The organism is Brenneria rubrifaciens, assembly GCF_005484945.1.
GTDB lineage: Bacteria > Pseudomonadota > Gammaproteobacteria > Enterobacterales > Enterobacteriaceae > Brenneria > Brenneria rubrifaciens.
The window spans coordinates 2,891,011-2,915,071 of sequence record NZ_CP034035.1; the positions used below are offsets into that span (position 1 = coordinate 2,891,011).

22 protein-coding genes and 1 pseudogene are annotated in these 24,061 nt (G+C 56.8%); 12 read left to right on the plus strand and 11 right to left on the minus strand.

From position 1 onward, the window contains the following. Window positions 1-21: 21 nt before the first annotated feature. Window positions 22-951 carry an AraC-like ligand-binding domain-containing protein gene (locus EH207_RS13130; RefSeq protein WP_137714391.1) on the minus strand — a complete coding sequence of 310 codons (930 nt, stop codon included), beginning with the start codon at window positions 949-951 and terminating at the stop codon, window positions 22-24. 542 nt (window positions 952-1,493) lie between these two features. Between EH207_RS13130 and oxdA the strand changes: the two genes are divergently transcribed. The 7 genes from oxdA to EH207_RS13165 all read left to right on the plus strand — a co-directional run bounded on the left by oxdA (window position 1,494) and on the right by EH207_RS13165 (window position 7,692). Continuing rightward, window positions 1,494-2,552, plus strand: coding sequence for an aliphatic aldoxime dehydratase (gene oxdA / locus EH207_RS13135; RefSeq protein ID WP_137714392.1), 1,059 nt, complete (start codon window positions 1,494-1,496; stop codon window positions 2,550-2,552). 23 nt (window positions 2,553-2,575) lie between these two features. Continuing rightward, complete coding sequence (locus tag EH207_RS13140) at window positions 2,576-3,442, plus strand: transporter (RefSeq protein WP_137714393.1); 867 nt, start codon at window positions 2,576-2,578, stop codon at window positions 3,440-3,442. Between the two features lie 208 nt (window positions 3,443-3,650). Beyond that, complete coding sequence (locus EH207_RS13145; protein ID WP_137714394.1) at window positions 3,651-5,165, plus strand: amidase; 1,515 nt, start codon at window positions 3,651-3,653, stop codon at window positions 5,163-5,165. Between the two features lie 38 nt (window positions 5,166-5,203). Continuing rightward, entirely contained in the window at window positions 5,204-5,809 is a 606-nt protein-coding gene (gene nthA, locus EH207_RS13150; protein WP_137714395.1) for a nitrile hydratase subunit alpha, read from the plus strand. 25 nt (window positions 5,810-5,834) lie between these two features. Further along, a complete protein-coding gene (nthB, locus tag EH207_RS13155; protein WP_137714396.1) occupies window positions 5,835-6,488 on the plus strand; it encodes a nitrile hydratase subunit beta in 654 nt (217 codons plus the stop codon). A 2-nt stretch (window positions 6,489-6,490) separates the two neighbouring features. Beyond that, window positions 6,491-6,928, plus strand: a complete 438-nt coding sequence (locus EH207_RS13160) for a nitrile hydratase accessory protein (protein WP_377805053.1) — start codon at window positions 6,491-6,493, stop codon at window positions 6,926-6,928. Window positions 6,929-7,014: 86 nt separating this feature from the next. After that, window positions 7,015-7,692: an energy-coupling factor ABC transporter permease gene (locus EH207_RS13165; protein WP_137714398.1), complete on the plus strand. Its 678-nt coding sequence runs from the start codon at window positions 7,015-7,017 to the stop codon at window positions 7,690-7,692. Between the two features lie 141 nt (window positions 7,693-7,833). On the opposite strand, the gene EH207_RS13170 is transcribed toward EH207_RS13165, so the two are convergent. From EH207_RS13170 to dgt, 7 genes and pseudogenes are all read right to left on the minus strand, one after another. After that, window positions 7,834-8,826 carry a sulfate/molybdate ABC transporter ATP-binding protein gene (locus EH207_RS13170; protein WP_137714399.1) on the minus strand — a complete coding sequence of 331 codons (993 nt, stop codon included), beginning with the start codon at window positions 8,824-8,826 and terminating at the stop codon, window positions 7,834-7,836. Beyond that, window positions 8,816-9,697, minus strand: coding sequence for a sulfate ABC transporter permease subunit CysW (gene cysW, locus EH207_RS13175; RefSeq protein WP_137714400.1), 882 nt, complete (start codon window positions 9,695-9,697; stop codon window positions 8,816-8,818). Before cysW ends, EH207_RS13170 begins: the two co-directional genes overlap by 11 nt. 11 nt (window positions 9,698-9,708) lie before the next feature. After that, window positions 9,709-10,521 (minus strand): sulfate ABC transporter permease subunit CysT, encoded by an 813-nt coding sequence (cysT, locus tag EH207_RS13180; protein ID WP_137714401.1) that lies wholly within the window; start codon window positions 10,519-10,521, stop codon window positions 9,709-9,711. 113 nt (window positions 10,522-10,634) lie between these two features. Continuing rightward, window positions 10,635-11,645, minus strand: a complete 1,011-nt coding sequence (locus tag EH207_RS13185; RefSeq protein ID WP_137715351.1) for a sulfate ABC transporter substrate-binding protein — start codon at window positions 11,643-11,645, stop codon at window positions 10,635-10,637. A gap of 259 nt (window positions 11,646-11,904) precedes the next feature. Then, window positions 11,905-12,177 (minus strand): annotated as a pseudogene (locus EH207_RS13190) (helix-turn-helix domain-containing protein); the annotation flags it as partial. 117 nt (window positions 12,178-12,294) lie between these two features. Beyond that, window positions 12,295-13,728, minus strand: coding sequence for a serine endoprotease DegP (gene degP / locus EH207_RS13195; RefSeq protein WP_137714402.1), 1,434 nt, complete (start codon window positions 13,726-13,728; stop codon window positions 12,295-12,297). Window positions 13,729-13,956: 228 nt separating this feature from the next. Next, window positions 13,957-15,465 (minus strand): dGTPase, encoded by a 1,509-nt coding sequence (gene dgt / locus EH207_RS13200; RefSeq protein WP_137714403.1) that lies wholly within the window; start codon window positions 15,463-15,465, stop codon window positions 13,957-13,959. Between the two features lie 119 nt (window positions 15,466-15,584). On the opposite strand from dgt, the gene mtnN reads away from it, so the two are divergent. After that, window positions 15,585-16,283, plus strand: a complete 699-nt coding sequence (gene mtnN / locus EH207_RS13205) for a 5'-methylthioadenosine/S-adenosylhomocysteine nucleosidase (RefSeq protein ID WP_137714404.1) — start codon at window positions 15,585-15,587, stop codon at window positions 16,281-16,283. A 5-nt stretch (window positions 16,284-16,288) separates the two neighbouring features. Continuing rightward, window positions 16,289-17,113: a vitamin B12 ABC transporter substrate-binding protein BtuF gene (gene btuF, locus EH207_RS13210; protein ID WP_137714405.1), complete on the plus strand. Its 825-nt coding sequence runs from the start codon at window positions 16,289-16,291 to the stop codon at window positions 17,111-17,113. A gap of 84 nt (window positions 17,114-17,197) precedes the next feature. On the opposite strand, the gene erpA is transcribed toward btuF, so the two are convergent. Then, a complete protein-coding gene (gene erpA, locus EH207_RS13215) occupies window positions 17,198-17,542 on the minus strand; it encodes an iron-sulfur cluster insertion protein ErpA (RefSeq protein WP_137714406.1) in 345 nt (114 codons plus the stop codon). A 198-nt stretch (window positions 17,543-17,740) separates the two neighbouring features. Between erpA and hemL the strand changes: the two genes are divergently transcribed. Further along, the gene (gene hemL, locus EH207_RS13220; protein WP_137714407.1) at window positions 17,741-19,021 is read left to right on the plus strand and encodes a glutamate-1-semialdehyde 2,1-aminomutase; all 1,281 of its coding nucleotides are present in this window, start codon (window positions 17,741-17,743) and stop codon (window positions 19,019-19,021) included. A gap of 247 nt (window positions 19,022-19,268) precedes the next feature. Then, entirely contained in the window at window positions 19,269-19,892 is a 624-nt protein-coding gene (locus EH207_RS13225; RefSeq protein WP_137714408.1) for a glutathione S-transferase family protein, read from the plus strand. 9 nt (window positions 19,893-19,901) lie between these two features. Here EH207_RS13225 and EH207_RS13230 read toward each other — a convergent pair whose 3' ends face one another. Next, the gene (locus tag EH207_RS13230) at window positions 19,902-21,362 is read right to left on the minus strand and encodes an aminotransferase-like domain-containing protein (protein ID WP_137714409.1); all 1,461 of its coding nucleotides are present in this window, start codon (window positions 21,360-21,362) and stop codon (window positions 19,902-19,904) included. A 143-nt stretch (window positions 21,363-21,505) separates the two neighbouring features. On the opposite strand from EH207_RS13230, the gene EH207_RS13235 reads away from it, so the two are divergent. Further along, window positions 21,506-22,096, plus strand: coding sequence for a LysE family translocator (locus EH207_RS13235; protein WP_137714410.1), 591 nt, complete (start codon window positions 21,506-21,508; stop codon window positions 22,094-22,096). Here EH207_RS13235 and fhuB read toward each other — a convergent pair. Continuing rightward, window positions 22,089-24,059: a Fe(3+)-hydroxamate ABC transporter permease FhuB gene (gene fhuB, locus EH207_RS13240; RefSeq protein ID WP_137715353.1), complete on the minus strand. Its 1,971-nt coding sequence runs from the start codon at window positions 24,057-24,059 to the stop codon at window positions 22,089-22,091. The genes EH207_RS13235 and fhuB overlap by 8 nt on opposite strands. Between the last annotated feature and the right edge of the window lie 2 nt (window positions 24,060-24,061).

Sequence of the window (24,061 nt, forward strand, 5' to 3'; positions counted from 1 at the left end):
GAAGATGACGATAGCGTTCCGCTATCGCCGTAGCAGGGAGTGAGGCGCCACGCCAAAGGCTTTGCGAAAAGCATGGCTGAAATGGGAGAAATCGGAGAAGCCGAAATCCAGCGCAGCCTGGGAAATGCTTCGTACGTTACCGCGCTCAATGGCGTTCCGGCTGGCCTGTAAGCGCTCATGCCAGATGACCGACATCGGCGTCTTCTGATGGCGCGCAAACGCTCTGGTGACAGTGCGGCTGGAAACATGATGCGCGTCGGCAATACGCTCAATGGTTAAATTGGGCTCGGTCAGGTGGCGGCGAATGTAGTTCATCATCCGCGCATACAGATCGCGCTCTGCGCCATTTTTTCCCAAATCCTGAAGTTCAAGGCTCAATACCAGCAGATCCAGCAGCGTTTGGGAAAATCGGCAGGAAATATCGCCATCCTGTAATCCAATCGGCTCAGCCGCAACCTGACACAACATTTCACGCAATGGAACCACGCCCGGACGCCTGTCGTCCAGCACCACGGCAGTGAGATGTTCGACGCCGGGCAACCGGGTACTCAGCAGGTGACGGGGAATGCGCACCAGATGATTATCGACGCCGCCGAGACTGAAGCGAAAAGTCTGGGAAGCATCGTAAAGCACCAGGCTGTTCGCCGCCAGCGCCGCCCGGCGGCCCCCCTGCTCCAGTTGTCCATGACCGTTGCGGGTGAAACCCAGCCAGAGATCATCGTTGGGGCCGGTGCGCAGATGATGCGGCGTTCGTTCCCAGTAGTGCAGCGGCGCGGACAACGTGCAAATATCCAGCAGCCCCACGCCATGCACCTTGAGCCGACCGTCGAAATCGCTGTTGGATAAAGGCTTGCTGGCGGCGGGAATACAATGACGCAGCACCACTTCTTTCCAGTATTCAAAGCGTTGTGGCACGGCAACCTCGGCAGTCGAATATTGCGTATTACTCATGTCCCACCTCACGGCAACAAACTACCTGTAAACAGTAAACACTTTTTTAACTAAGGCAAATACCATGCCAGAACACATCCCGCCCCCCACCCAACTGAAATGGGTAAATCCTCCTTACATGCCGCGGGGATATACATCGACAGCTGGCCGGCTTTCATTTTATTACCAAATTCCGGTCACCTGACGCATGGCGAAACGTCATCCGGGCCATAAAATCGTCCAGGCGCCGACACCGTATCCCGGAACGGCCCTGCCCCAAAATAGTTCAATCACGCACCATCGGAATTCACGACATCACACGACGCGCCTCTTGCCATTGTCCCGCCGGGAAGACATCCACCGGGTGTCCCTGTCAACCAAACTTCTGTCTTTCTGAGACAAGCGGGCCGCGAACCACAGGGGTTAACCTCTGGCCTGTCGAGGTTTCCATTCCCCCGATCAAAGAGAGCAGGCACGGCTGGTTTGCGTCAGCAGAACGCCGAACCTGATGTGAAAACCCTCATCGGCAAGCCCGAACTTGATGAACCAGAACAGGAGCCCTCATGGAGTCCGCAATCGACAAACACCTTAAGTGTCCCCGGACGCTGTCCCGCCGCGTCCCCGACGACTACCAGCCGCCATTTCCCATGTGGGTGGGGCGCGCCGACGAACAACTGCAACAAGTGGTGATGGGTTATCTCGGCGTGCAATTTCGCGGCGAGACGCAACGCATGGCCGCTTTAAAAGCCCTGCGCCATATGGTGTCCAGTTACGCTCTCCCTGATGGCCCGCTGCATTATGACCTCACCCACCACATCGACAATCAAGGCTACGAGAACCTGATGATCGCCGGTTACTGGAAAGATCCGGCCGCCCACTGCCGCTGGCTCCGTTCCCCGACGGTGGCCGAATGGTGGACCTCCGACGAACGTCTTAACGAAGGTTTGGGTTACTTCCGCGAGATCGTGGCGCCGCGCGCCGAACAATTTGAAACCCTGTATGCCTTTCGCGACAACCTGCCCGGCGTCGGGGCCGTTATGGACGATATCAGCGGCGAGATCGAGGAACATGGCTACTGGGGTTCGATGCGCGACCGCTTCCCGCTCTCCCAGACAGACTGGATACAGCCGTCCGGCGAACTGCAAATCATCGTCGGCAATCCCGCCAAAGGGGGACGCGTGGTGGTGCAGGGCCATGACAACATCGCGCTAATCCGTTCCGGTCAGGATTGGGTGGACGCCGAGGCGGACGAACGCTCGCTGTATCTCGACGAAATTCTGCCGACCCTGCAAGCCGGCATGGATTTTCTGCGTGACAATGGTCAGACGGTGGGATGTTACAGCAACCGCTTCGTGCGCAATATCGACCTGGAGGGAAACTTTCTCGATCTGAGCTATAACATCGGCCACTGGCGTTCGCTCGAAAAGCTTGAACGCTGGGCGGAATCCCACCCCACCCACCTGCGGATCTTCACCACCTTTTTTCGCGTGGCGGCCGGCCTGTCGAAACTGCGGCTGTACCACGAGGTATCGGTATCGGACGGACACCACCAGGTATTCGAATACATTAACTGCCACCCGCAGACCGGTATGCTGCGCGATGCGCAACCGGCCGGAAACTGACGCTTTTACACAGGAGCATCACCATGCGCAAGTCACACTCTCTCCTTCTCGCCGCGCTGCTGCCCGCACTCCATGCTCAGGCGGTCGAAGTCACGCCGGGCGACTATGAGCAACTGCCTGTGGGTACGACGCTGGGTCTGCTTTACTATCAACACGCCACCACCGATACCCTCTATGCCCAGGGCCGCAAGACCAGCCCGGATTTCAATTTGACATCCGATATCGGCATGCTGCGTCTGCTGCACGTCTATGCATTGAGCGACACCGTCACCATCGACCCGCAATTCCTGCTGCCCTTCGGACGCTTGTCGGGCAGCGCCGACGCCTCCGCGCTGGGGGATACCAGCGGCACTGGCGACCTGATCCTGACCGCACCCGTCAAACTGCGCCTCAACAGCGCCAGAGATACGCTCAGCGTCGCCCCTTACCTCTACGTGCCCACCGGCCGTTACCACAAGCAGGACGCGCTCAATCTCGGCGAAAACCGCTGGAAAATCGACCTCCAGGCCGCCTACGTCAAGCACTTCTCGGACAAGTGGGCCATCGATCTGGTCGGCGACGCCATCTGGTACGGCGACAACAACGACTATGGCGCCAATTCGGTTCGTCTGGAGCAGAATATCTCCTACAGCGCCCAGCTTATGGGACGCTACATGCCGGACGCCACCACCGCCTTCGGTATCGGCTTCGGCCATAACTGGGGCGGAGAAACCAAGATTGCCAGCGTCGCGCAGGACAACAAACAGGAAACCACCAATATTCGCCTCACCGCCACCAAGTTCGTCACGTCCAGAGACCAGATGCAGATACAGTTGGGCCGGGATCTGTCGGTGGAGAACGGCGCCAAAGAGGATTTTCGCCTGAACCTGCGCTACGCCAGGGTATTTTGATGCTTCCGCCCAGCGGCGCGGACTGTCCGTCACAGCCAAACGGCTGTCCTTCCGGGCCAAGCATCGTTGGGGGGAGCACCCTATATTGAAATCTGACGCCGCCTCGGTTTCCGCATCGGCTTCAGCGCGAGCGTCGCCGCTTACCACATGTAGCGAACATTTTCCCTACCGGGCAAGTGCCCGGTACAAGACAAGGACAAGAACACTTATGGCCATCACTCGCCCCGACATCGATCAACTCCAGGCTATCGCCAGCCGTCTGCATATGCGCCTGACGCCGGAACAGGCCAGCGAATACCTGGCTTTGATGCAGCCTAATTTCGACGCCTACGACCTGATCGACTCGCTGCCCGACGAGGTGCCGGAGGTACGCTATCCGCGCACCGCTGGCTACCGGCCGGTCGGCGCCGAGAATCCCCATAACGCCTGGTACTACAAATCCGAGGTGAAAGGCGCCGCTAACGGTAAACTGGCTGGCCGCACCGTGGTTCTCAAGGACAATGTGGCACTGGCCGGCGTGCCGATGATGAACGGCACATCAACGCTGGAAGGGTTCGTTCCAGCCTTCGACGCCACCGTGGTTACCCGCCTGCTTGACGCTGGCGCCACCATCATCGGTAAAGCGACCTGCGAACACTTCTGTCTTTCCGGCGGCAGCCACACCTCCGATCCCGCCCCGGTGCATAACCCGCGTCGCCGCGGCTATGCCGCAGGCGGCTCCTCCTCTGGCAGCGCCGCGCTGGTCGCCGCCGGGGATGCGGACATGGCCATCGGCGCTGATCAGGGGGGATCTATCCGCATTCCTTCCGCCTTCTGCGGCACCTATGGCATGAAGCCGACCCACGGTCTGGTGCCCTATAGCGGCATCATGCCCATTGAGGCCACCATCGACCACGCCGGCCCAATCACCACCAGCGTGCGCGATAACGCCCTGATGCTGGAAGTTCTGGCCGGAGCGGACGGACTGGACCCGCGCCAGTATGCCCCGCCGGTCGAAGTTTACAGCGACGCGCTAAGCCGTGGCGTCAAAGGTCTGAAAATCGGTATGCTGAGCGAGGGGTTTCAACTGACCAACCTCGATACCCGCGTCGCCGATAAAGTGCGTGAAGCCATCGCCCGTCTGGAAGCGCTAGGCGCGGTGGTCGAGGAGGTATCGGTGCCTGAGCATGGTCTGGCGGGAGCGCTCTGGTCTCCGATCGGCTGCGAGGGGCTGACCGCGCAGATGATGCACGGCAACGGTATGGGCTTTAACTGGAAGGGCCTGTACGATGTCGGTCTGCTGGACAAGCACGCCAACTGGCGCGACAGCGCCGACGCGCTTTCCGCCTCCCTCAAGGTCTGTATGTTCGTCGGCCAATACGGACTGGAGCACTATCACGGCCGCTACTATGCCAAAGCCCAGAATCTGGCGCGTAAAGCCCGCGCCGGCTACGACAATGCCCTGTCCCGCTACAACCTGCTGGTGATGCCTACCTTGCCCATCACCGCCCAGCCGCTGCCGGAGCCGGGATGTTCCGTCACCGAGTACATCTCGCGGGCGTTTGAAATGATCGGCAACACCGCCCCGCAGGACATCACCGGCCACCCGGCCATGTCCATCCCCTGCGGACTGGTCGACGGCCTGCCGGTAGGACTGATGCTGGTCGGCGGTCACTATGCCGAAAGCACTATCTATCAGGCCGCCGCCGCATTTGAAGCGGATTGTGACTGGCAAAAAATCTAACCGCCGCGTATGCGCCCCTAAATAGTAAGGAGCATGATATGAGCCATAAGCACGATCACACCGAACCGCCCGAGGAGATCGAACTGCGCGTCAAGGCGCTGGAGTCGCTGCTGCGCGAGAAGGGGCTGATCGACCCTGCCGCTATCGACGCGCTGATAGACACTTACGAGAACAAAATCGGACCGCGCAACGGCGCGCAAGTCGTCGCCAAAGCCTGGACCGACCCGGAATATAAGCGACGGTTGCTGGACAACGCGACGGCGGCGATTGCCGAACTGGGTTTTTCCGGCGTTCAAGGCGAAGACATGCTGGTGGTGGAGAACACGCCGCAGGTCCATAACGTGACGGTCTGTACGCTGTGCTCCTGCTACCCCTGGCCGACGCTGGGGCTGCCGCCGGCCTGGTACAAATCCGCCCCTTACCGATCGCGCGTCGTGATCGATCCGCGCAGCGTCCTGGCGGAGTTCGGGCTGACCATCCCCGAAGACAAAGAGATCCGCGTCTGGGACAGCAGCGCCGAGTTGCGTTATCTGGTGCTGCCGGAACGCCCGGCGGGAACCGATGGCTGGAGCGAGGAAAAACTGGCCGATCTCGTCACGCGGGATTCCATGATCGGCACGGGCCTGCCCTTGCCCCCGCGATGATGCCATAAAGCATGAGGAGCAACGCATGAACGGTATACACGATCTGGGCGGGATGCATGGGCATGGCCCGATCCTCGCCGAAGAGAACGAACCTTTCTTCCACCATGAGTGGGAGCGCAGGATGTTCGCCCTGTTCCCGGCGCTGTTCGCCGGCGGGCATTTCAATGTGGATGAGTTCCGTCACGCTATGGAGCGTATGGAACCCACCCATTATCTGCTCGCCAGCTACTATGAACACTGGCTGCATGCGATAGAGACGCTGCTGTGCGAAAAAGGGGTGATCTCCGCCGCCGAGCTTCAGGGCGCGGTTAACACGGTTCAGCGCGCGCCGGCCCCGTCAGTGCTGACCGAAGATATGGTGTCGCAGGTGGTCAACACCGGCGCCTCCGCCCGGGTCGCTCACGACACGCCCGCGTTTTTCATCGTGGGCGATCGGGTGCGGGCGAAGAACATCAACCCGACCACGCACACCCGCCTGCCCCGCTATGTGCGCGGTAAAGTCGGGACGATCGAGATCGATCACGGCGTTTTCGCCACGCCGGACACCATGGCGCACGGGCTGGGGGAGCATCCCCAGCATGTTTACAGCGTGAGCTTCACCGCGCAGGAATTGTGGGGTGAAGCGCGGTCGGACAAGGTCTACATCGACCTGTGGGATGACTATCTGGAGGAGGCATGAGCATGACGATGCACAACCACTATGAGGCAGTTGGCTTGCCGAGGGACGAAGCAGGCCCGGTATTTGACAAGCCGTGGCAGGCGCAGGTTTTCTCCCTGACGGTTCATCTGCATCAGGCAGGCTGCTTCACCTGGCGCGACTGGGTACAGGCATTCAGCGATGAGATCAAGGCGTCGCCGGCCAGACCCGATGAAAGTGTGAACGACGCCTATTACCGCCAATGGACGACGGCCATGGAAAAAATGATCACTTCCCTCGGTTTAACCGGCGAGGACGACGTTTCAAGGCGGGCGCAGGCGTGGCGACAGGCTTATCTCAATACCCCTCACGGGCAACCGGTGCTATTGGCGCATGCCAGTTGTCCGCCGCCGCACGGCCACCATCACGACCACTCGCCGCATCGTGCGCCGGTGGCGGTCAGTCGGGCATTTGGCGGCTGAAAAAAGAGCAGCGCCTTTCGACCCGTGGACGTCTGGCGCGGCGATTTCATTCAAGGCCGTCACTCAGGACGGCAAAGGAGTCAACAATGCATATCGAACCAGGTGTGGTTGAAGCCGGTAAAATCTGGCTGAGTTATGCCACGGCGGCAGGCGCCGGAACCTATACGCTCAAGCTCGCACTGGCGGCGGCGCGTGAACGCGGACTCCTCTCGCTCGCGTCACGGGCGGTTGCCAGCACAGCGCTGGTTTTCTGTTTCTTCGAGGTGATGCCGCACCAGCCCGTGGGTGTCTCCGAGGTGCATCTCATCCTCGGTTCGACGCTGTTCCTGCTGTTCGGCGCCGCACCCGCGGCCATCGGTCTGGCGCTGGGGCTGCTCACCCAGGGTCTGTTCTTCGCGCCGTTCGATCTGCCGCAGTACGGCATGAACGTCACCACGCTGCTGGTGCCGCTGTTTGCGCTATCGGCGCTGGCTAAGCGCATCATCCGGCCGGATACCCCTTATGTCGAGCTAACGTATCGGCAGGCGCTGGCGCTCTCAACGGCTTATCAGGCCGGTATCGTCACCTGGGTGGCTTTCTGGGCCGTGTACGGTCAGGGTTTCACCGCCGGGAATACCGCGTCCGTCCTGTCATTCGGCGGCGCTTATATGATGGTCGTTATCGTTGAGCCGCTGGTGGATTTGGCGGTGCTGGCCGTCGCGAAGGCGGCCGGTCGGCTGCAAGGCAGCGCGCTGGTTGAAAAACGGCTTTATCAATCCGCATAACTCAGTCCGCATCGCGCCATCCATCAAAAATGGCTTGCGCGTAAATCGGCCCCAGCGCGACGTTACCGCGCTGGGGCCAATGTCATCACTGCGCATCCGAACCCGGAACATATTGATCATCCGGCGCAAAAAGGAAGGGAGTTAAATTTCCCAGTCGTGATTATAACGTTTGGGTTTGAATTGGATGACATCCCCTTTTTGCAAACCATGCAGACTCAAATCGTCTTTTGCCACTTCCGCTTCGATCAGTTCTTGCTCATCGCCAAGTTTCAGCGACAGGCGGGTCAACGCGCCAAGCGGACGAATATCCCGAACCACCACGGGCTGGTAGCCTTCCTGAGCCTGGGTGGACAAAGCCACCTCATGCGGACGGAACAGAATGGTTTTATCACCTTGCGCGATCCTCAAGCGGTTGCTGTCGCCCAAAAAGTGATAAACAAACTCCGTTGCCGGCCGGTTATAGACATCATCCGGGGAACCAATCTGCTCAATCACGCCTTTGTTCATCAGCACAATGCGATCGGCGACTTCCATTGCTTCTTCCTGATCGTGCGTGACGAAAACCGATGTCAGATTGATATTTTCATGCAGTTGGGATAACCAGCGGCGCAACTCTTTACGCACTTTGGCGTCCAGCGCGCCGAATGGCTCATCCAACAGCAAAATGCTCGGTTCGACAATCAACGCGCGAGCCAGCGCGATGCGCTGCCGCTGTCCGCCTGAAAGCTGTTCAGGATAGCGATCCGCCAGCCAATCCAACTGTACCAAATTCAGTAACTCATGAACTTTCCGTTCGATTTCCCGCTTTGAGGGGCGAATGCGCTTCGGTTTCATCCGCAGACCAAACGCCACGTTGTCGAACACGGTCATATGCCGGAACAGCGCATAATGCTGGAAAACAAAGCCGACATTCCGCTTGCGCACATCGTGAACGGAGACATCCTCACCGTGGAAGATAATGCTGCCGCTGTCCGGCTGTTCCAGACCGGCGATAATCCGCAGCAAGGTGGTTTTACCACACCCGGACGGCCCGAGCAGCGCCACCAGTTCACCGCTTTGAATAGCAAGATTGATTTCGTTCAAGGCACGAAACTGACCAAATTGTTTATTAATATTGCGGATCTCAATGCTCATTTTTGGTCAACTCCTGTTGTTTCTGCATTTGCTTCGTCAACCTGCTTTCGCTCCACTGACGTAACAGCAACACCACCAGCGACATGACCAGCAGCAGAATGGCGACGCTGAAAGCGGCGACGATGTTGTATTCGTTATAAAGAATTTCAATGTGCAGCGGTAGCGTGTTGGTCAAGCCGCGAATATGGCCGGAGATCACCGAAACGGCCCCGAACTCGCCCATCGCTCTGGCGGTACACAGCACCACGCCGTAAATCAGCGCCCACTTCACATTCGGCAACGTAATGTGCCAGAACATCTGCCAACCATTAGCGCCCAGTAGCCTCGCCGCCTCTTCTTCCTGTGAGCCTTGCTGCTCCATCAGCGGGATCAGTTCACGCGCAACATAAGGCAACGTCACGAAAATGGTCGCCAGTACAATGCCCGGCACCGCATAAACGATTTCCAGATTATGGGCGGTCAGAAACGGGTAGAGCTTGCTTTGCGCGCCGAACAGCAGCACATAGACCAGCCCGGCCACCACCGGTGAAACGGAGAATGGCAGGTCGATCAGCGCCAGCAGCAGGCTCTTGCCGCGAAATTCAAATTTGGTCACGCACCATGCGGTCGCCAAACCGAAAACCATGTTCAACGGGACGGAAATCACCGTTGCCAGCAAGGTCAGTTTCAGCGCCGAAACCGCATCCGGTTCAGAGATAGCGTCCCAAAGAGCCCCCACGCCGTTATCCAGCCCCTGAGTCACCACCATCAGCAGCGGCAGCACCAAAATCAGGAAAAACACGCCCCACGCCAACGACACCAAAACATAGTAGCTGACAGGATTTTTTCTGGATTTCGGCGCACGGGTCTGAGCGGAAATAATCTGTTCCATGGCGGCCTGCCTTACAGTTTCGGTTGAATGCGGCGCTGCAACACATTAATCAGCAGCAGCATAATGAAAGAAACCAGCAGCATAAATACGCCAATCCCGGTGGCCCCTTTATAGTCGTACTGGTCGAGTTTAGAGACGATCAGCAGCGGCAGAATTTCCGTTTTAAACGGAATATTGCCGGCAATGAATACCACAGAGCCGTATTCTCCCACGCCGCGTGCAAAAGCCAGCGCAAAACCCGTCAACCAGGCCGGCAGCAGCGTGGGAATCAAAACATGTCGAAATATCTGTAGCGGCCGCGCGCCCAGACAGGCGGCCGCCTCTTCGATTTCTTTCGGAATATCCGCCAGTACCGGTTGCAGTGTGCGGACGACAAACGGCAGCGTGACGAAAATCAACGCCAGCGTAATGCCGATGCCGGTATAGGCAATTTTGAATGGAAACAGAGAACCAATCAGGCCGTTCGGCGCATAGAGCGCCGTTAATGCAATCCCCGCGACCGCCGTCGGCAGCGCAAATGGCATATCGATCATCGCATCGATGACCTTACGGCCGGGAAAGGTGTAACGAACCAATACCCACGCCAGTAACGTCCCTAAAATACCGTTGATCAAGGCGGCGGCCAGCGCCGTACCAAATGAGAGCTTGAGGGAAAAAAGCACCTGCCGGCTGGTAATGAGTTCCCAAAACTGCGCCAGCGTCAGTTGGCTGGCATAAAGAAACATACCGGCTAACGGAATCAGGACAATCAGCCCTAAATAACTCAGGCTGAAACCCAGCGTTAAGCCGAAACCGGGGATGACCGGGGAGCTACGTTGTGACATACAGTGCCTTTAATAGTCATACTCGATGATTCCGGCAAATCAAATCCTTGCCGACGAATCAAAGCCGCTGCAAAACACAGCGGCTTACCAACATCAGAAATCCGTCTCGTTGCTTACTTATTAATTTCCTGGAAGATCTTATCGAACACGCCGCCATCATTGAAGAATTTGTCCTGCGCGGCTTTCCAGCCGCCGAAATCTTTATCGATAGTCACCAGATTCACCGGCGCGAACTGACCTTTAAATTCCTCGGCGATTTTGGCGTTACGTGGACGATAGAAGTTTTTACCGATGATGCGCTGCGCCTCATCGCTATAGAGGTATTGCAGATAAGCTTCCGCCTGTTTCCGCGTTCCCTTGCGCTCAACCACTTTATCGACCACGGCGACAGGCGGCTCCGCCAGAATCGACAAGGATGGCGTGACAATCTCAAGCTGATCGCCGCCCTGCTCTTTCAGGGAAAGGTACGCCTCGTTCTCCCAGGCCAGCAGGACATCGCCGAGCTGACGCTGCACAAAGCTGATCGTCGAGCCGCGGGCGCCGGTATCCAGAACAGGGGCGTTACGGTAGAGATCGGTCACAAACTTCAGCGCCGTTTCATCGTTGCCGCCGGGTTGCGCTTTGGCATAAGCCCAGGCAGCCAGGAAATTCCAGCGCGCCCCGCCGGACGTTTTCGGGTTCGGCGTAATGACCTCAACGCCGGGCTTCACCAGATCGCCCCAGTCTTTGATTTGTTTCGGATTGCCCTTTCTCACCAGAAACACAATGGTGGAGGTATAAGGCGTGCTGTTATCCGGCAGGCGAGTCTGCCATTTGGGATCGATAATTTGTTGATTCAGATTGAGCGCATCAATATCTCCGGCCAGCGCCAACGTGACGACATCAGCCTGTAAGCCGTCGATAACGGAACGCGCCTGCTTACCTGAACCGCCGTGAGAATTCTTGATAGAAATATCTTCGCCCGTCGTCGCTTTCCAATGCTTAATAAAAGCCGCGTTATATTGTTGATATAATTCGCGAGTAGGATCGTAAGACACGTTTAATAATTCAGTCGCAGCCGTTGCCGCGCCAGAAAATAGCAGTGCTGCCGTAGCGACAGATAGCCCCAGACGACGTATTGACATCATTATCACTCCCTAACATTTGAAATGTATCTACCCGACTAAACCGCCGCTCTTATTCGTTATCGTGACTGACGGTATCGGGTCCGATGAATTTGAAAATAACGACGGATGCTACTGGTCTACGCGGTTTACCAACACAGCCATCAGGCTGATAGTCAGGGAGTGACAATAGAGGATATGGGAAAGTGGCAAAAATATTGTTTCGCGATAATTTATGCTATCGCGTTATATTGTTAATGGTTATGTAATAGTTTTCAGTCTAAGTAAATAAGTCTTCTTCATTCAGTCGCAACGCGACATACGGCAACAAGCGATCGTCGAAATTTCCCAGATCCAGCCCGGTGAGTTCGGAAATACGTTTAAGCCGGTAGTCCAGAGTATTAAGGTAAATAAACAGGGTGTTAGCTGTCGCGCCGGGATGAACGTTGTTGCGAAACCAGGCGCCCACGTCCGGCGCAACAAACCCTTGCCATTCATTCGCCTGCCCATCGCCGCGCAAACTATCCAGCGATAGCGGCAGCATAACGTCACGCGGCGCGCCGAACATTGTACAAATGACCAAAGAATGACGGATTCGTTTGAATCTGGGGAGAACTCACAAGTCGTGGGTAAGAAGCCGGGTACAAACGTACCCGGCATCAGAAAGGCGTTACTGTGCCAAGAGATAGATATTGCTCTCGCCACGCCGGATATGCAGCGCCAGCACCGCCGGTTTGCGGTCCAAAATTTTACGCAGCTCACCGATATTTTGCACCGGCTGTTGGTTTACGCCCAGAATGACGTCGTCCTTTTTCAGACCAATTTTCGCGGCGGCCGTGCCTGCCTTGACGTTATCAACCTTGACGCCTTTCTGACCGTTCAGCTCGGTATTGCTTAATTCGGCGCCTTCAATACCTGAATAGAGATTACCGGAGGCCACCTGGGTCTGACTGCTTTGTTGGAGCGTCACCTCGACCGTCACCGGTTTGCCGTCGCGCAACAATCCCAACGACAGCTTGCTGCCGACGGGCATTGAGCCGACCTGCGCCCGCAATGCAGCGAAACTGCTGATGGCTTTGCCGTTTAACGAGACGATCACGTCGCCTGCTTTAATACCGGCTTCAGCCGCCGCGGACTTGGGCCGAACCTGACTGACAAAGGCGCCGCGCTGTGCGTCCACTTTCATCGCCTCCGCCAGTTCGGAATTCAGCTCCGTCCCGGTAATCCCCAGTTCGCCGCGTTTCACCTCACCAAATTCAACCATCTGTGCGACCAGACTTTTCACCATATTGCTGGGGATCGCGAAACCGATACCGATATTTCCGCCCTCCGGCGCCAGAATAGCCGTATTCAGGCCAATTAATTCACCGTTGAGATTCACCAGCGCACCACCGGAATTTCCCCGGTTGATCGCCGCATCGGTCTGAATAAAGTTTTCATAGTTTTCAATATTCAGTCCGCTGCGTCCCAGCGCGGAAACGATGCCTGAGGTGGCCGTTTCTCCCAATCCATAAGGGTTACCGATCGCCACGGTATAATCGCCGACGCGTAGCTGATCCGAGTCGGCCAGTTTAATGGCTGTCAGGTTTTTAAAATCTTTCAACTGCACCAGCGCAATATCCGAACGCGGATCTTTACCGATGACCTTGGCGTCATATTTACGGCCATCGCTGAGTCTAATCTGAATTTTGTCCGCGTCTTCCACTACATGGCTATTGGTCACTACATAGCCTTTTTCCGCGTTGATCACCACCCCCGCGCCCAACACCTGGAAATTCTGCTGTCTGGGGGGCTGTCCTTCATCATTGCCGCCTCCTTGACACATCGGTGATTCCAGGAAAGGGGAACCTTCCTGACAAAACGGAGAATTCTCGTCAAAGAAAGGCTGAAGCTGCTGAGGGATTCCCGCTTTATCGACATTGGTATGACCTTCCACATAGATACTGACGACCGAAGGCATCACGTTTTCCAGCATGGGAGCAAGACTGGGCAATTGTCCGCTGGATGACGAAACCGACTCTGCGGCATTCGCGGCGGCGACCGGCCCCATTGCCATCGCCAGGCTTAAGGTTAGCGCACTTAGAACCAATGATTTTCTTTTCATAGGGATATTCTCATAATTAATCAACCTGCGAGTCTTACGGCCTTTTATACCCAATCACTCTCAACGCGCAGGGAGACGGCAAACGAATGCGGTCGATATACCTGCCGCTTGAACGACAACGGATACATGCAGCGGTCGTGCTGTATGAGATTAAAGATGAACTCACAAAGTTCATCCAGTGAAGACGAGAAGCGTAAGAAAATATTGAACCTCTTTACAAAAAAGCGCTTATTCCGCCGCCATCAATTTCCGATACTCATCATAAGCATATAAATCGGTCATGCCGCTGATATAGTCCTGAATCAAACGGGCGCGATAGTAATACTCGCGGATTTCCCGTTCTTTGTCCGGTAATGCTTGCAGTTTTTCCACCGCTTCACCGTAAGCCAGACAATGTTTTCTGGATAATTTATGGTACAGCCGGGTTTCGATAGGATAATGTTTGTGGCGATCTTCTTTGACCAGCAGGCTGAAATCCCGATATGACATCTCAAGCAGCGGACTGTAGATATCCAATAACCCACGGATAACCCGATATCCCTGTAGTTCAAGCTGTTCCACTTCGTGGTGATTAAAAACGTGCTTCAGCGCAACATTTTTAAATATTTTCAACAGGCGATTCTGCGGGCTGTCATCTTCCAGCAGAGCATGGTTAAACGACCCGGCGTAGATAGCCGGCAAATTATCGATAAAGCGTTGCGACGCGTGCGGCACCATTCTGGCCACGGTGTTCACCCGCAGATGCATAAAAAACTGATCGTTCATACCGCGCCAGGGTCGACGCTCACGCCCTTCATATGCTCTGCCAACGGTTTTGGCGAACAGATCCCCGGCTCGTACCCCTCCCCATGCGTCACGCAGACGATCATGGAGTTGTTCTACGGTGAGAATGTCTTTTTCCACTGCATCTTCCAAATCGGCGATACAGTATGAGATATCGTCCGCCGCCTCCATAATGTAGGTGAGCGGATAGCGGTGAAACTCCCCCATGGATAATTCGTCGCGCAACCGGGTGACGAAAGCCTCTTCAGCCAGGTAATAACCCGGTTTTTTCATCAGATAACTATATTCGGCAGGAATTTTGTCGCGCCAGTATGCCGGACGGGTATATTTCAATATGCAGCCGACCTGACCATAGGTCAGGTTGAGCTTGAGTAAGGTATGCACCATGCGGATAGCCTGCGCATTGCCTTCAAAAGAGCTTAAGTCCTGACGAATTCTGCCGCGTAATTCATTTAATCCGTCATCCTGCATGCGCAAGAAACCGACCCGGCACCGATCTTCAGGGGCGGCGTCCTCGCCAAGATAGGTCATGTCCATTAACTGTCCGAACCAGTTATTAATCGCGGACTCGCCAAAATGTCCAAAGGGCGGATTGCCGATGTCATGCATCAGACACGCCATTTCCACCATACTTTCAAACGGGGTTTCCCTGTTTTCCAATCCCAGTTCTTTAAGCCGGTTGCCTTCATTCAGACGATGCAGAATGTCTTTGGCGATGTAGCGCCCCACCTGTTGAACTTCCATAGAGTGTGTCAGACGCGAGCGCACGGCGGCATTGCGCTCCAGCGGGAAAACCTGTGTTTTTTGCTGTAGACGACGGATAGCGGCGGAATTGACGATACGTCCGCGATCGCTTTCAAACTGACGAACGACGGCATAGTCATCCTCGGGCACGATCTCTGCGCTGAAAGGCCGTTGGAAACTTATCTTTTTCGCAAAATCGATATCTGACATATGATTCTCCATGTTATCCCGCTAACGTCAGTTCACTCGCTCCATTTACCCCTGCCAGCCATGATAGACTAGTCGGCGCTATACTCATGCCATTTATAACAAATTTTGTGGGGATCTTTATGAAAGTCGGCATTATCGGCGCCATGGAACAAGAAGTGACTCTGCTGCGCGATCGCATCGAAAACCGTCAAACCTTACAGCGCGCCGGATGTGAAATTTACAGCGGGCAGTTAAACGGCATTGATGTCGCATTACTGAAATCCGGGATTGGCAAAGTGTCTGCCGCGCTGGGAACCACATTGTTGCTGGAACACTGCCAGCCAGACGCGGTAATTAACACCGGTTCCGCCGGCGGACTCTCCCCTACGCTGAAAGTGGGCGACATCGTGGTGTCCGATGAAGTTCGCTATCACGACGCCGATGTTACCGCGTTTGGCTATGAGCCCGGTCAGATGGCTGGCTGCCCGGCGGCGTTCATCGCCGATGAGCGCTTGATTACGCTGGCTCAGGACGCCATTAATAAATTGCAACTCAATGCCGTGCGCGGTCTGGTGATCAGCGGCGACGCCTTTATCAACGGCGCCGAACCGCTGGCGCGTATTCGCAACACCTTCCCTCAGGCTATCGCCGTAGAAATGGAGGCGACCGCCGTGGCGCATGTTTGCCATCAGTTTGGTGTTCCCTTTGTTATCGTACGCGCCATTTCCGACATTGCCGATCAGGAATCTCACCTGAACTTTGACGCGTTCCTGACCGTGGCCGCCGAACAATCGACCCGGATGGTGGAAACCATGTTACAGGCGCTGGCCAAGCGTTGATGTTCATGGCGTCAAGGAAGCGCTGTCTGCCGGGCCTGCTGTTTTTTTTGCTGTTGGCGGCGGCAAACGCCGCGCCCAAACGGGTGATCAGTCTGGCGCCGCATGCCACGGAGTTCGCTTATGCGGCGGGAATGGGAGAACAACTGGTCGCGGTCAGCGCCTGGTCGGACTATCCGCCCGAAGCGAAAAAACTGGAACAGGTGGCTTCCTGGCAGGGAATCAATCTGGAACGGCTCCTGGCGCTCAAGCCCGACCTCATTCTGGCCTGGCGCGAAGGCAATCCGCAACGGCCGCTGGAACAACTGGCCAATTTTGGTATCCCGATCGTTTATCTTGACCCCAAAACGCTGGAAGATATTCCCGCCGCGCTGCAACAGTTGGCAAAATACAGCAACCATCCGGCCCAGGCGGAGAACGCCGCCGCCGAATTGCGTCGGAAAATAACCGATTTGCGGCGACGCTACGCCGGCAAGACATCCGCAGGCGAAACGCGTCCGCCGCAGGTCTTTATACAGTTTGGCTCCCAGCCGCTATTCACCTCCGGCAAAGACACGCTGCAAAGCCAGGTGGTGACGCTGTGCGGCGCGCGGAATATTTTCAGTGACAGCCCGGTGCCCTGGCCGCAGGTCAGCCGGGAACAAGTGTTAATACGCGCGCCGCAGGTCATTATCATCAGTGGTTCAGCGGTCGCGGTCGCCAATACGCGAGACTTCTGGCGACCTCAGCTCGATATTCCGATTATCGCGGTTAATGAAGACTGGTTTAATCGCAGCGGGCCACGTTTATTGCTCGCGGCGCAGCAAATCTGCCAGCAGTTATCCCGCCGTTAAGCCCCCACTCGCTTCACTATTCACGACACAAATAAAAAACCCGTGCCGCTGTTCAGACGACACGGGTTTTTATTGTTGGTTTTATCAGATACTGAAAGAAGAACCACAGCCGCAGGTGGTTTTCGCGTTCGGGTTGGTTACGACGAAACGCGACCCTTCCAACCCTTCCGTGTAATCGACCGAACCACCGACCAGATATTGCAGGCTCATCGGGTCCACCACCAGCGCGACCCCTTGCTTTTCAATGGTCATGTCGCCTTCATTGATTTGATCGTCGAAGGTAAAACCGTATTGAAAGCCGCTGCAACCGCCACCAGTAATATAAACCCGAAGTTTCAGCTCTGGATTGTCTTCATCCGCAATCAGGTTTTTCACCTTGTTTGCGGCCGCATCGGTAAACTGTAATGGCAATGCTATATCGTCGCTCATCTTCTTTTACTCCCAACTCAGGGTCTTCATACACCCAATCATACGCTTATTATCCGGCAGTAGACTACAACGTTCAAGGTTTGACGTCTTTTGTTGAATTCATCGCCGCCGTGGGACATTCGCAAAGATTTCATAACCGCGGCCAGTTGATTAGAATAGCCCGACTTTCCATGATAAAAGCAACGTCAGGACTACTTAATGAACAAATCTGAAAGTCTGTATGCTGCGGCACAGCAACTCATTCCAGGCGGCGTCAACTCGCCGGTGCGCGCATTTAATGGCGTGGGCGGCGTTCCTCTGTTTATCGAACGGGCTGACGGCGCCTATCTTTATGACGCCGACGGTCAATCCTATATTGATTACGTGGGCTCCTGGGGGCCAATGGTGCTGGGGCATAACCATCCGGCGATCCGTCAGGCGGTGATCACCGCCGCGGAGCGGGGTTTGAGCTTTGGCGCACCGACTGAAATGGAAGTACAGATGGCCCGGCTGGTGACCTCGCTGGTGCCGAGTATGGATATGGTACGCATGGTCAACTCCGGTACAGAAGCCACCATGAGCGCCATCCGCCTGGCCCGCGGCTATACCGGACGCGATAAAATCATCAAGTTTGAAGGCTGTTACCACGGCCACGCAGACTGCCTGCTGGTCAAAGCCGGTTCCGGCGCCCTGACGCTGGGGCAACCCAACTCTCCCGGCGTTCCCGCGGACTTTGCCCGTCATACGCTGACCTGCATCTATAACGATCTGGCATCCGTTCGCGCCGCATTTGAGCAATACCCGCAAGAGATCGCCGCGATTATTGTCGAGCCGGTGGCAGGGAATATGAACTGTGTTCCGCCGTTGCCGGCGTTCTTGCCCGGCTTACGCACCCTGTGCGATGAGTTCGGCGCGCTGTTGATTATTGACGAAGTCATGACCGGATTTCGTGTGGCGCTGGCGGGCGCGCAGGCTCACTATGGCGTGCGGCCTGATTTGACCTGTCTGGGTAAAATTATCGGCGGCGGTATGCCTGTCGGCGCATTCGGCGGCCGGCGTGAAGTGATGCTGGCGCTCGCCCCGACCGGCCCGGTTTATCAGGCGGGTACGCTCTCCGGCAACCCGATTGCGATGGCCGCAGGCTTCGCCTGCCTGACGGAAGTCGCCAAACCGGGCGTTCACCAAAAACTCACCGCACTGACAGCGCAACTGAGCGCCGGTCTGCTGGCCGCGGCCCAGGCGGAAAATATCCCGCTGGTGATAAATCAGGCCGGCGGCATGTTTGGTCTGTTCTTTACCGATGCCCACAGCGTGACCTGCTATCAGGATGTGATGCAGTGCGATGTGGCGCGTTTCAAACGTTTCTTCCACATGATGCTGGAAGAAGGGGTCTATCTGGCGCCGTCCGCCTTTGAAGCCGGGTTTATGTCGCTGGCTCATCGCGAGCAGGATATTGAACGCACCATCGCGGCGGCCCAACGCTGCTTTGCACGGTTGTAAGCCGCGCGGATTTCTGCTCTTTTTGCCAACGGCGTCACGTCCCTGACCCCGTTGGCAACCTTAAAATCTCGCCTTTCATTCCAGCCATTATCTTAACTATCGCCGGTAAGCACTGCCGCTTACCGGCAAAGCGCGTGCGTTTTGCCCCATTTCGCCGGTCGCCTCAAAATGATTTCCATTAAGGTATAGCTACGTGCGCCAAGCTGAGCTATGAATAAGTTCAATTCCCTGAAAGAGTGAAAAATCCATGTTGAAAGTTTTAGGACGCGCGTCGTCGATCAACGTTAGGAAAGTCCTCTGGCTGTGCGACGAGCTCGCGCTTCCCTTTGACCGCGAGGACTGGGGCGCTGGCTATCAACCCCCCCTTAAACCTGAATTTCTGGCGTTAAATCCTAATGCCATGGTGCCCGTCATTCAGGAAGGAGATTTTGTCATGTGGGAATCGAACGCGATCCTGCGCTATCTCGCCAACGCCCACGGCGGCGAATGGCTCTATCCGCAAAATGCCCGCGCCCGCGCGCCCGTCGATCAGTGGATCGACTGGCAGGGCACCGAGCTGAATACTGCATGGCGTTACGCGTTTATGTCGCTGGTACGCCAGTCGCCCGCTCATCAGGAACCACACCTGCTGGCCGCATCCAGCAAAGAGTGGGCGCACGCCATGAGTATTCTCGACCGACAGTTGGAAAAAACCGGCCGCTATGTGACGGGAACCTCGTTCACCCTGGCCGATATTCCCATCGGCTTATCCGTCAACCGCTGGTACGAAACCCCGCTGGATCATCCGAATTACCCGGCGGTTCGCGCCTACTATGAATGTTTAAGCGAACGCCCGGCCTACCGTCTCTGGGGTCGGAACGGCACGCCATAAAATATCCGGCTAGTTTTCGCTGCCCGGCGCAATGCCGCTCATTTCGCAGGCCAACGCCCCCGCCCTTTTGAGCGCATAGGTGTAGCGCTCATCAAAGGGATAGCAGCAGGAGAGGCGAATGGCATGTTTGCAGCGGTCGCTCAGCGTGTAAAGCGCGCCGGGCGTCACGCTAATCTTCTCCTGTAACAAACGATGAAACAAAGCTACGCCGTCCACGTTGCCCGGCATCTCCAGCCAGAAGACAAAACCGCCCTGCGGCTGCGTGGCGCGAGTGCCCTGAGGAAAATGACGGGCAATCAGCCCACGGGCTTCATCCAACTGGGCGGCATAGCGGCGCCGCAGCGTTCGCAAATGGTGATCGTAGCCGCCTGACGCCAGAAATTGCGCCAGCGTCTCTGACAACAGGGCGGACTCGGCGATCGACGACACCGCTTTCAGCCGCGATACCATCGCGCTGAACCGCCCGGCGGCGATCCAGCCAATACGATAGTCGGGCGCCAGCGTTTTGGTAAAGCTGGAACAATAAATCACCCAGCCTTCACGATCGAACGCCTTGACCGCCGGGGAAAGCGGCCAGTTAAACTGTAGCTCGCCATACAATCCGTCCTCTATCAGCGGAATCTGGTAAGCATTCACCAGTTTCGCCAGCCGTTTTTTATCCTCCAGCGTCATACTGCAACCCAGCGGATTTTGCACATTGGGCATGGCGATGATCGCCTGAAGCCGTTGCTCTGAAAGCAGCATCTCCAGCGCATCCAATGAAAGCCCGCGCTGCGGATCGGTCGGGATCTCCACCGTTTTCAGTCCCAGACTGGCCAGCAGCGGAAACAGGTAGAAATAGGTCGGCGTTTCCAGCCCCACACAATCGCCCGGCCGGGTCACCGTGCGTAACGCCAGTTGCAGCGCTTCCATACAGCCGTGGGTCAACGTAATGTCGTCACCGCTCAACGCGATGCCTGAATCCATCGCCCGCCGCGCCACCTCGCGCCGCAGCCGCTCGCTACCCGGGGGTAATGCGTAACGGCCGATCATGTCGGGATGGCGACGCAGCAGCGAGGCGGTAATGCGGCTGAGTCTGGCGGTAGGATAAAAATCGCTATTCTGCGGACAGGCGAGAGAGATATTAAGGTAATCAGGGTGATTTTGCGCCGCAAAGACCGTATCGATCAGATCCAGTTTCTCACTGCCGGGTGAAATAACCTGGGCGCGGTGCTGCCGGGTTTTCGTCAGCGACGGCAGCCGCCCTCGAACGAAATAGCCTGATTGCGGACGGGCTTCGATCAGGCCGCGATCCTCAAGAATGCGCCAGGCATTCAGCACCGTATTCACGCTGACCTGATGCGATCCGGCCACGCGTCGCAGGGCGGGTAAACGACTCCCCGGCGGCCAGGTGCCCTGATGAATCGCCGTGGCAAAGGTTTCCGCCAGTTGCTGATAAAGCGTGCTTTCCTGCGTCTCGATAATGGACACAATCACCTCGTTAATCGATGAGTACAATTAATGACAAATACCTTTTGTACTCATAACAATAGTCTTTTTGTGTATCTGTTACCATCGCTATCAATCCCTTTATCATGGCGTTCTCATTCAGAGTTAAATAAAAGGACAGACCAATGCTCGATCCCTCTTTTTTCAGCTACGTCGCCGTCATGTCGATTACCCCCGGCCCCAATAACCTGCTACTGGCGACCTCCGGCGTTAATTTTGGCATACGGCGTACGCTGCCAATGTCATTGGGCATCATGTTGGGTTGCGCGGTGCAAACGGCGCTGATGGGCGTGGGACTGGATCTGTTGCTAAGCTGGATGAGCGCGGTAAGAATGCCGCTTACTGTGCTGGGATGCAGCTATCTGCTGTGGCTTTCCTGGAAAATTGCGCAGGCATCCGCGCCGGCGTTACGCGGTGAAAGTAAGCCGATGACGCTGCTACAGGGCGCGTTGTTTCAGGCGGTCAACCCCAAAGCCTGGCTGATGGCCAGTAACGTGGCGTTGCTCTATACCGCCAGCAGCGGTGTTTTCACGGTCACCGTCGCGTTGATGGCGCTAAATCTGCCCTGCATTCTGGTGTGGGCGGCGCTTGGCGACCGAATCGGCAAGCACCTTCAGGAAGCCTGGAAACTGCGGTTGTTCAACACGGTTATGGCGCTCTCGCTGTTAACCACCGCTATCTGGATGCTGGTGGAAGCGATGACGAAAGTTATCTGACCTGCTTGCGCAGCAAATAAACAAAATAGGGCGCGCCGATAAAGGTCGCCAGCAAGCCTGCCGGGATCTGGTACGGAAACAGCACCATACGGCCGCACCAGTCTGCCGTCACCATGAGTAAACCGCCAATCAGCGCTGAACAGCACAGTTGCGGGATTACCCGGCCAAACCCCATCATGCGCGCCAGATGCGGCGCCATTAATCCCACAAAACTCATCGGCCCCACCGTCAGCGTCGCCACTGCCGTCAGCACGGAAGCCAGCAGTAATACCAGTAAACGTACCGGCGTGACCGCGATCCCCACTGCACGCGACATGGTCGCGCCTAACGGCAGAATACGCAGCCAGCGCTGGCACAGCGGCACTATCAGCAACAACAATGCGGCAATGACGGCGGTTCGCACGGCATCACGCCCTTCAACGGCATAGGTTGACCCGGACAGCCAGGTCAGCACGCTGCCCATACGCGGATCCCCGCTGGCCAACAACAGGGTGATCACGGTGGAAAACGCCATACTCAGGGCGATTCCGGCCAGCAGCATACGCTGGGTGGAAAACCCGCCGCGTCCGGCAATCACCATCATCGTCAACAGCGTCACCGCCGCGCCAGCGCTTCCGGCAGGTATCAACCACACAAAAGCATTACCGGGCACAAAAAATAGCAGCATGATGATACCGAATGACGCGCCGGCGCTTATCCCCAGGACCTCCGGGCTTGCCATCGGATTGCCGGTCAACTTTTGAATCAGGGTTCCGGCCACCGCCAGCATCATTCCCGCAGACAGGGCCGCCATTACGCGCGGCCAGCGCCACGGCAGCAGCGATGGCAGCGATTCGCCGTTTGCCCACCCCCAGCCATGCGCATCCCGGCCCAGCAGCAGCGCCAGCACGATGGCCGCCAACAGCAGCACAACGCCCCCCGCCATCCACACTCCCCATTGCCGACGTTCAGCAGAACGCGAAGCGGGCCGTTCCAGGAGCGGCGCCTGACCAGACGCTCTCAGACGGGGCAATAACCACAGTAACAACGGCGCACCGATCAACGCCGTTGCCGCTCCGGTCGGAATTTCACGCCATACTCCGGTCAGCCAGATCACGACCTGATCGGTCAGGCACAACAGTAACGCGCCTAGTAGCGGAGCCAGCCAGAGCCGATGCCATAAACGTCTGGCGCCCAGCATTTTGGCCAACAGCGGGGCAAAAAGGCCGATAAAACCGATGATCCCTGCCGCATTGACCAATTGCGCGCTTAGAAAGACAGCCAGTCCCAGCGCGCACAGGCGCGCCAGTGATAGCCCCAGCCCCAGATTACGCGCGACGCCGTCGTCCAACCCCAGCAGAGTGAGCGGACGTAACAGCAATAACGTCAGACAGAACGCCACGATCAGCAGGGGAAAGACAAATCGTACGTGATACCAGTCCTGCTGATTCAGCGCGCCGCTGCTCCATAGAAACAGATTCTGAAGCTGATCATGATGAAACAGCGCCAGCAGTTGGTTGACGGCGCCGCAGTAGAAGCTCAGCACCAACCCGGCCAGTATCAGCGTAACCGGCGATAATCGCTTGCCCCAGGCGACGCCGAATACCAGCGCGCCGACCGCTAACGCGCCCAACAACGCGGCGATTTGCTGGATAAACGCGCCTGCGGGCAACGCCCACAGCGTTGCCGCGGTGATGCCCAACTGGGCGCCTGCCGCGATCCCCAGCGTCGATGATTCCGCCAGCGGATTGCGTAATACCTGCTGAAACAGTATTCCGCTCAGCCCCAGCCCGGCGCCCACCAGCAAAGCAAGCGCCATCCGCGGCAGTAGACTATAGTGGAACAGGAGTTGCCGGACATCGTCGGCGGACGGCTGCCATAATCCCTGCCGCCATAACGCCGCAGGTAACTGCCGCTGCAAGTTGTAACCGCCTATGCCCAGCAGCAGCGCCAACAGAAGGCCAATCAGCAGGACAGGCAACATCC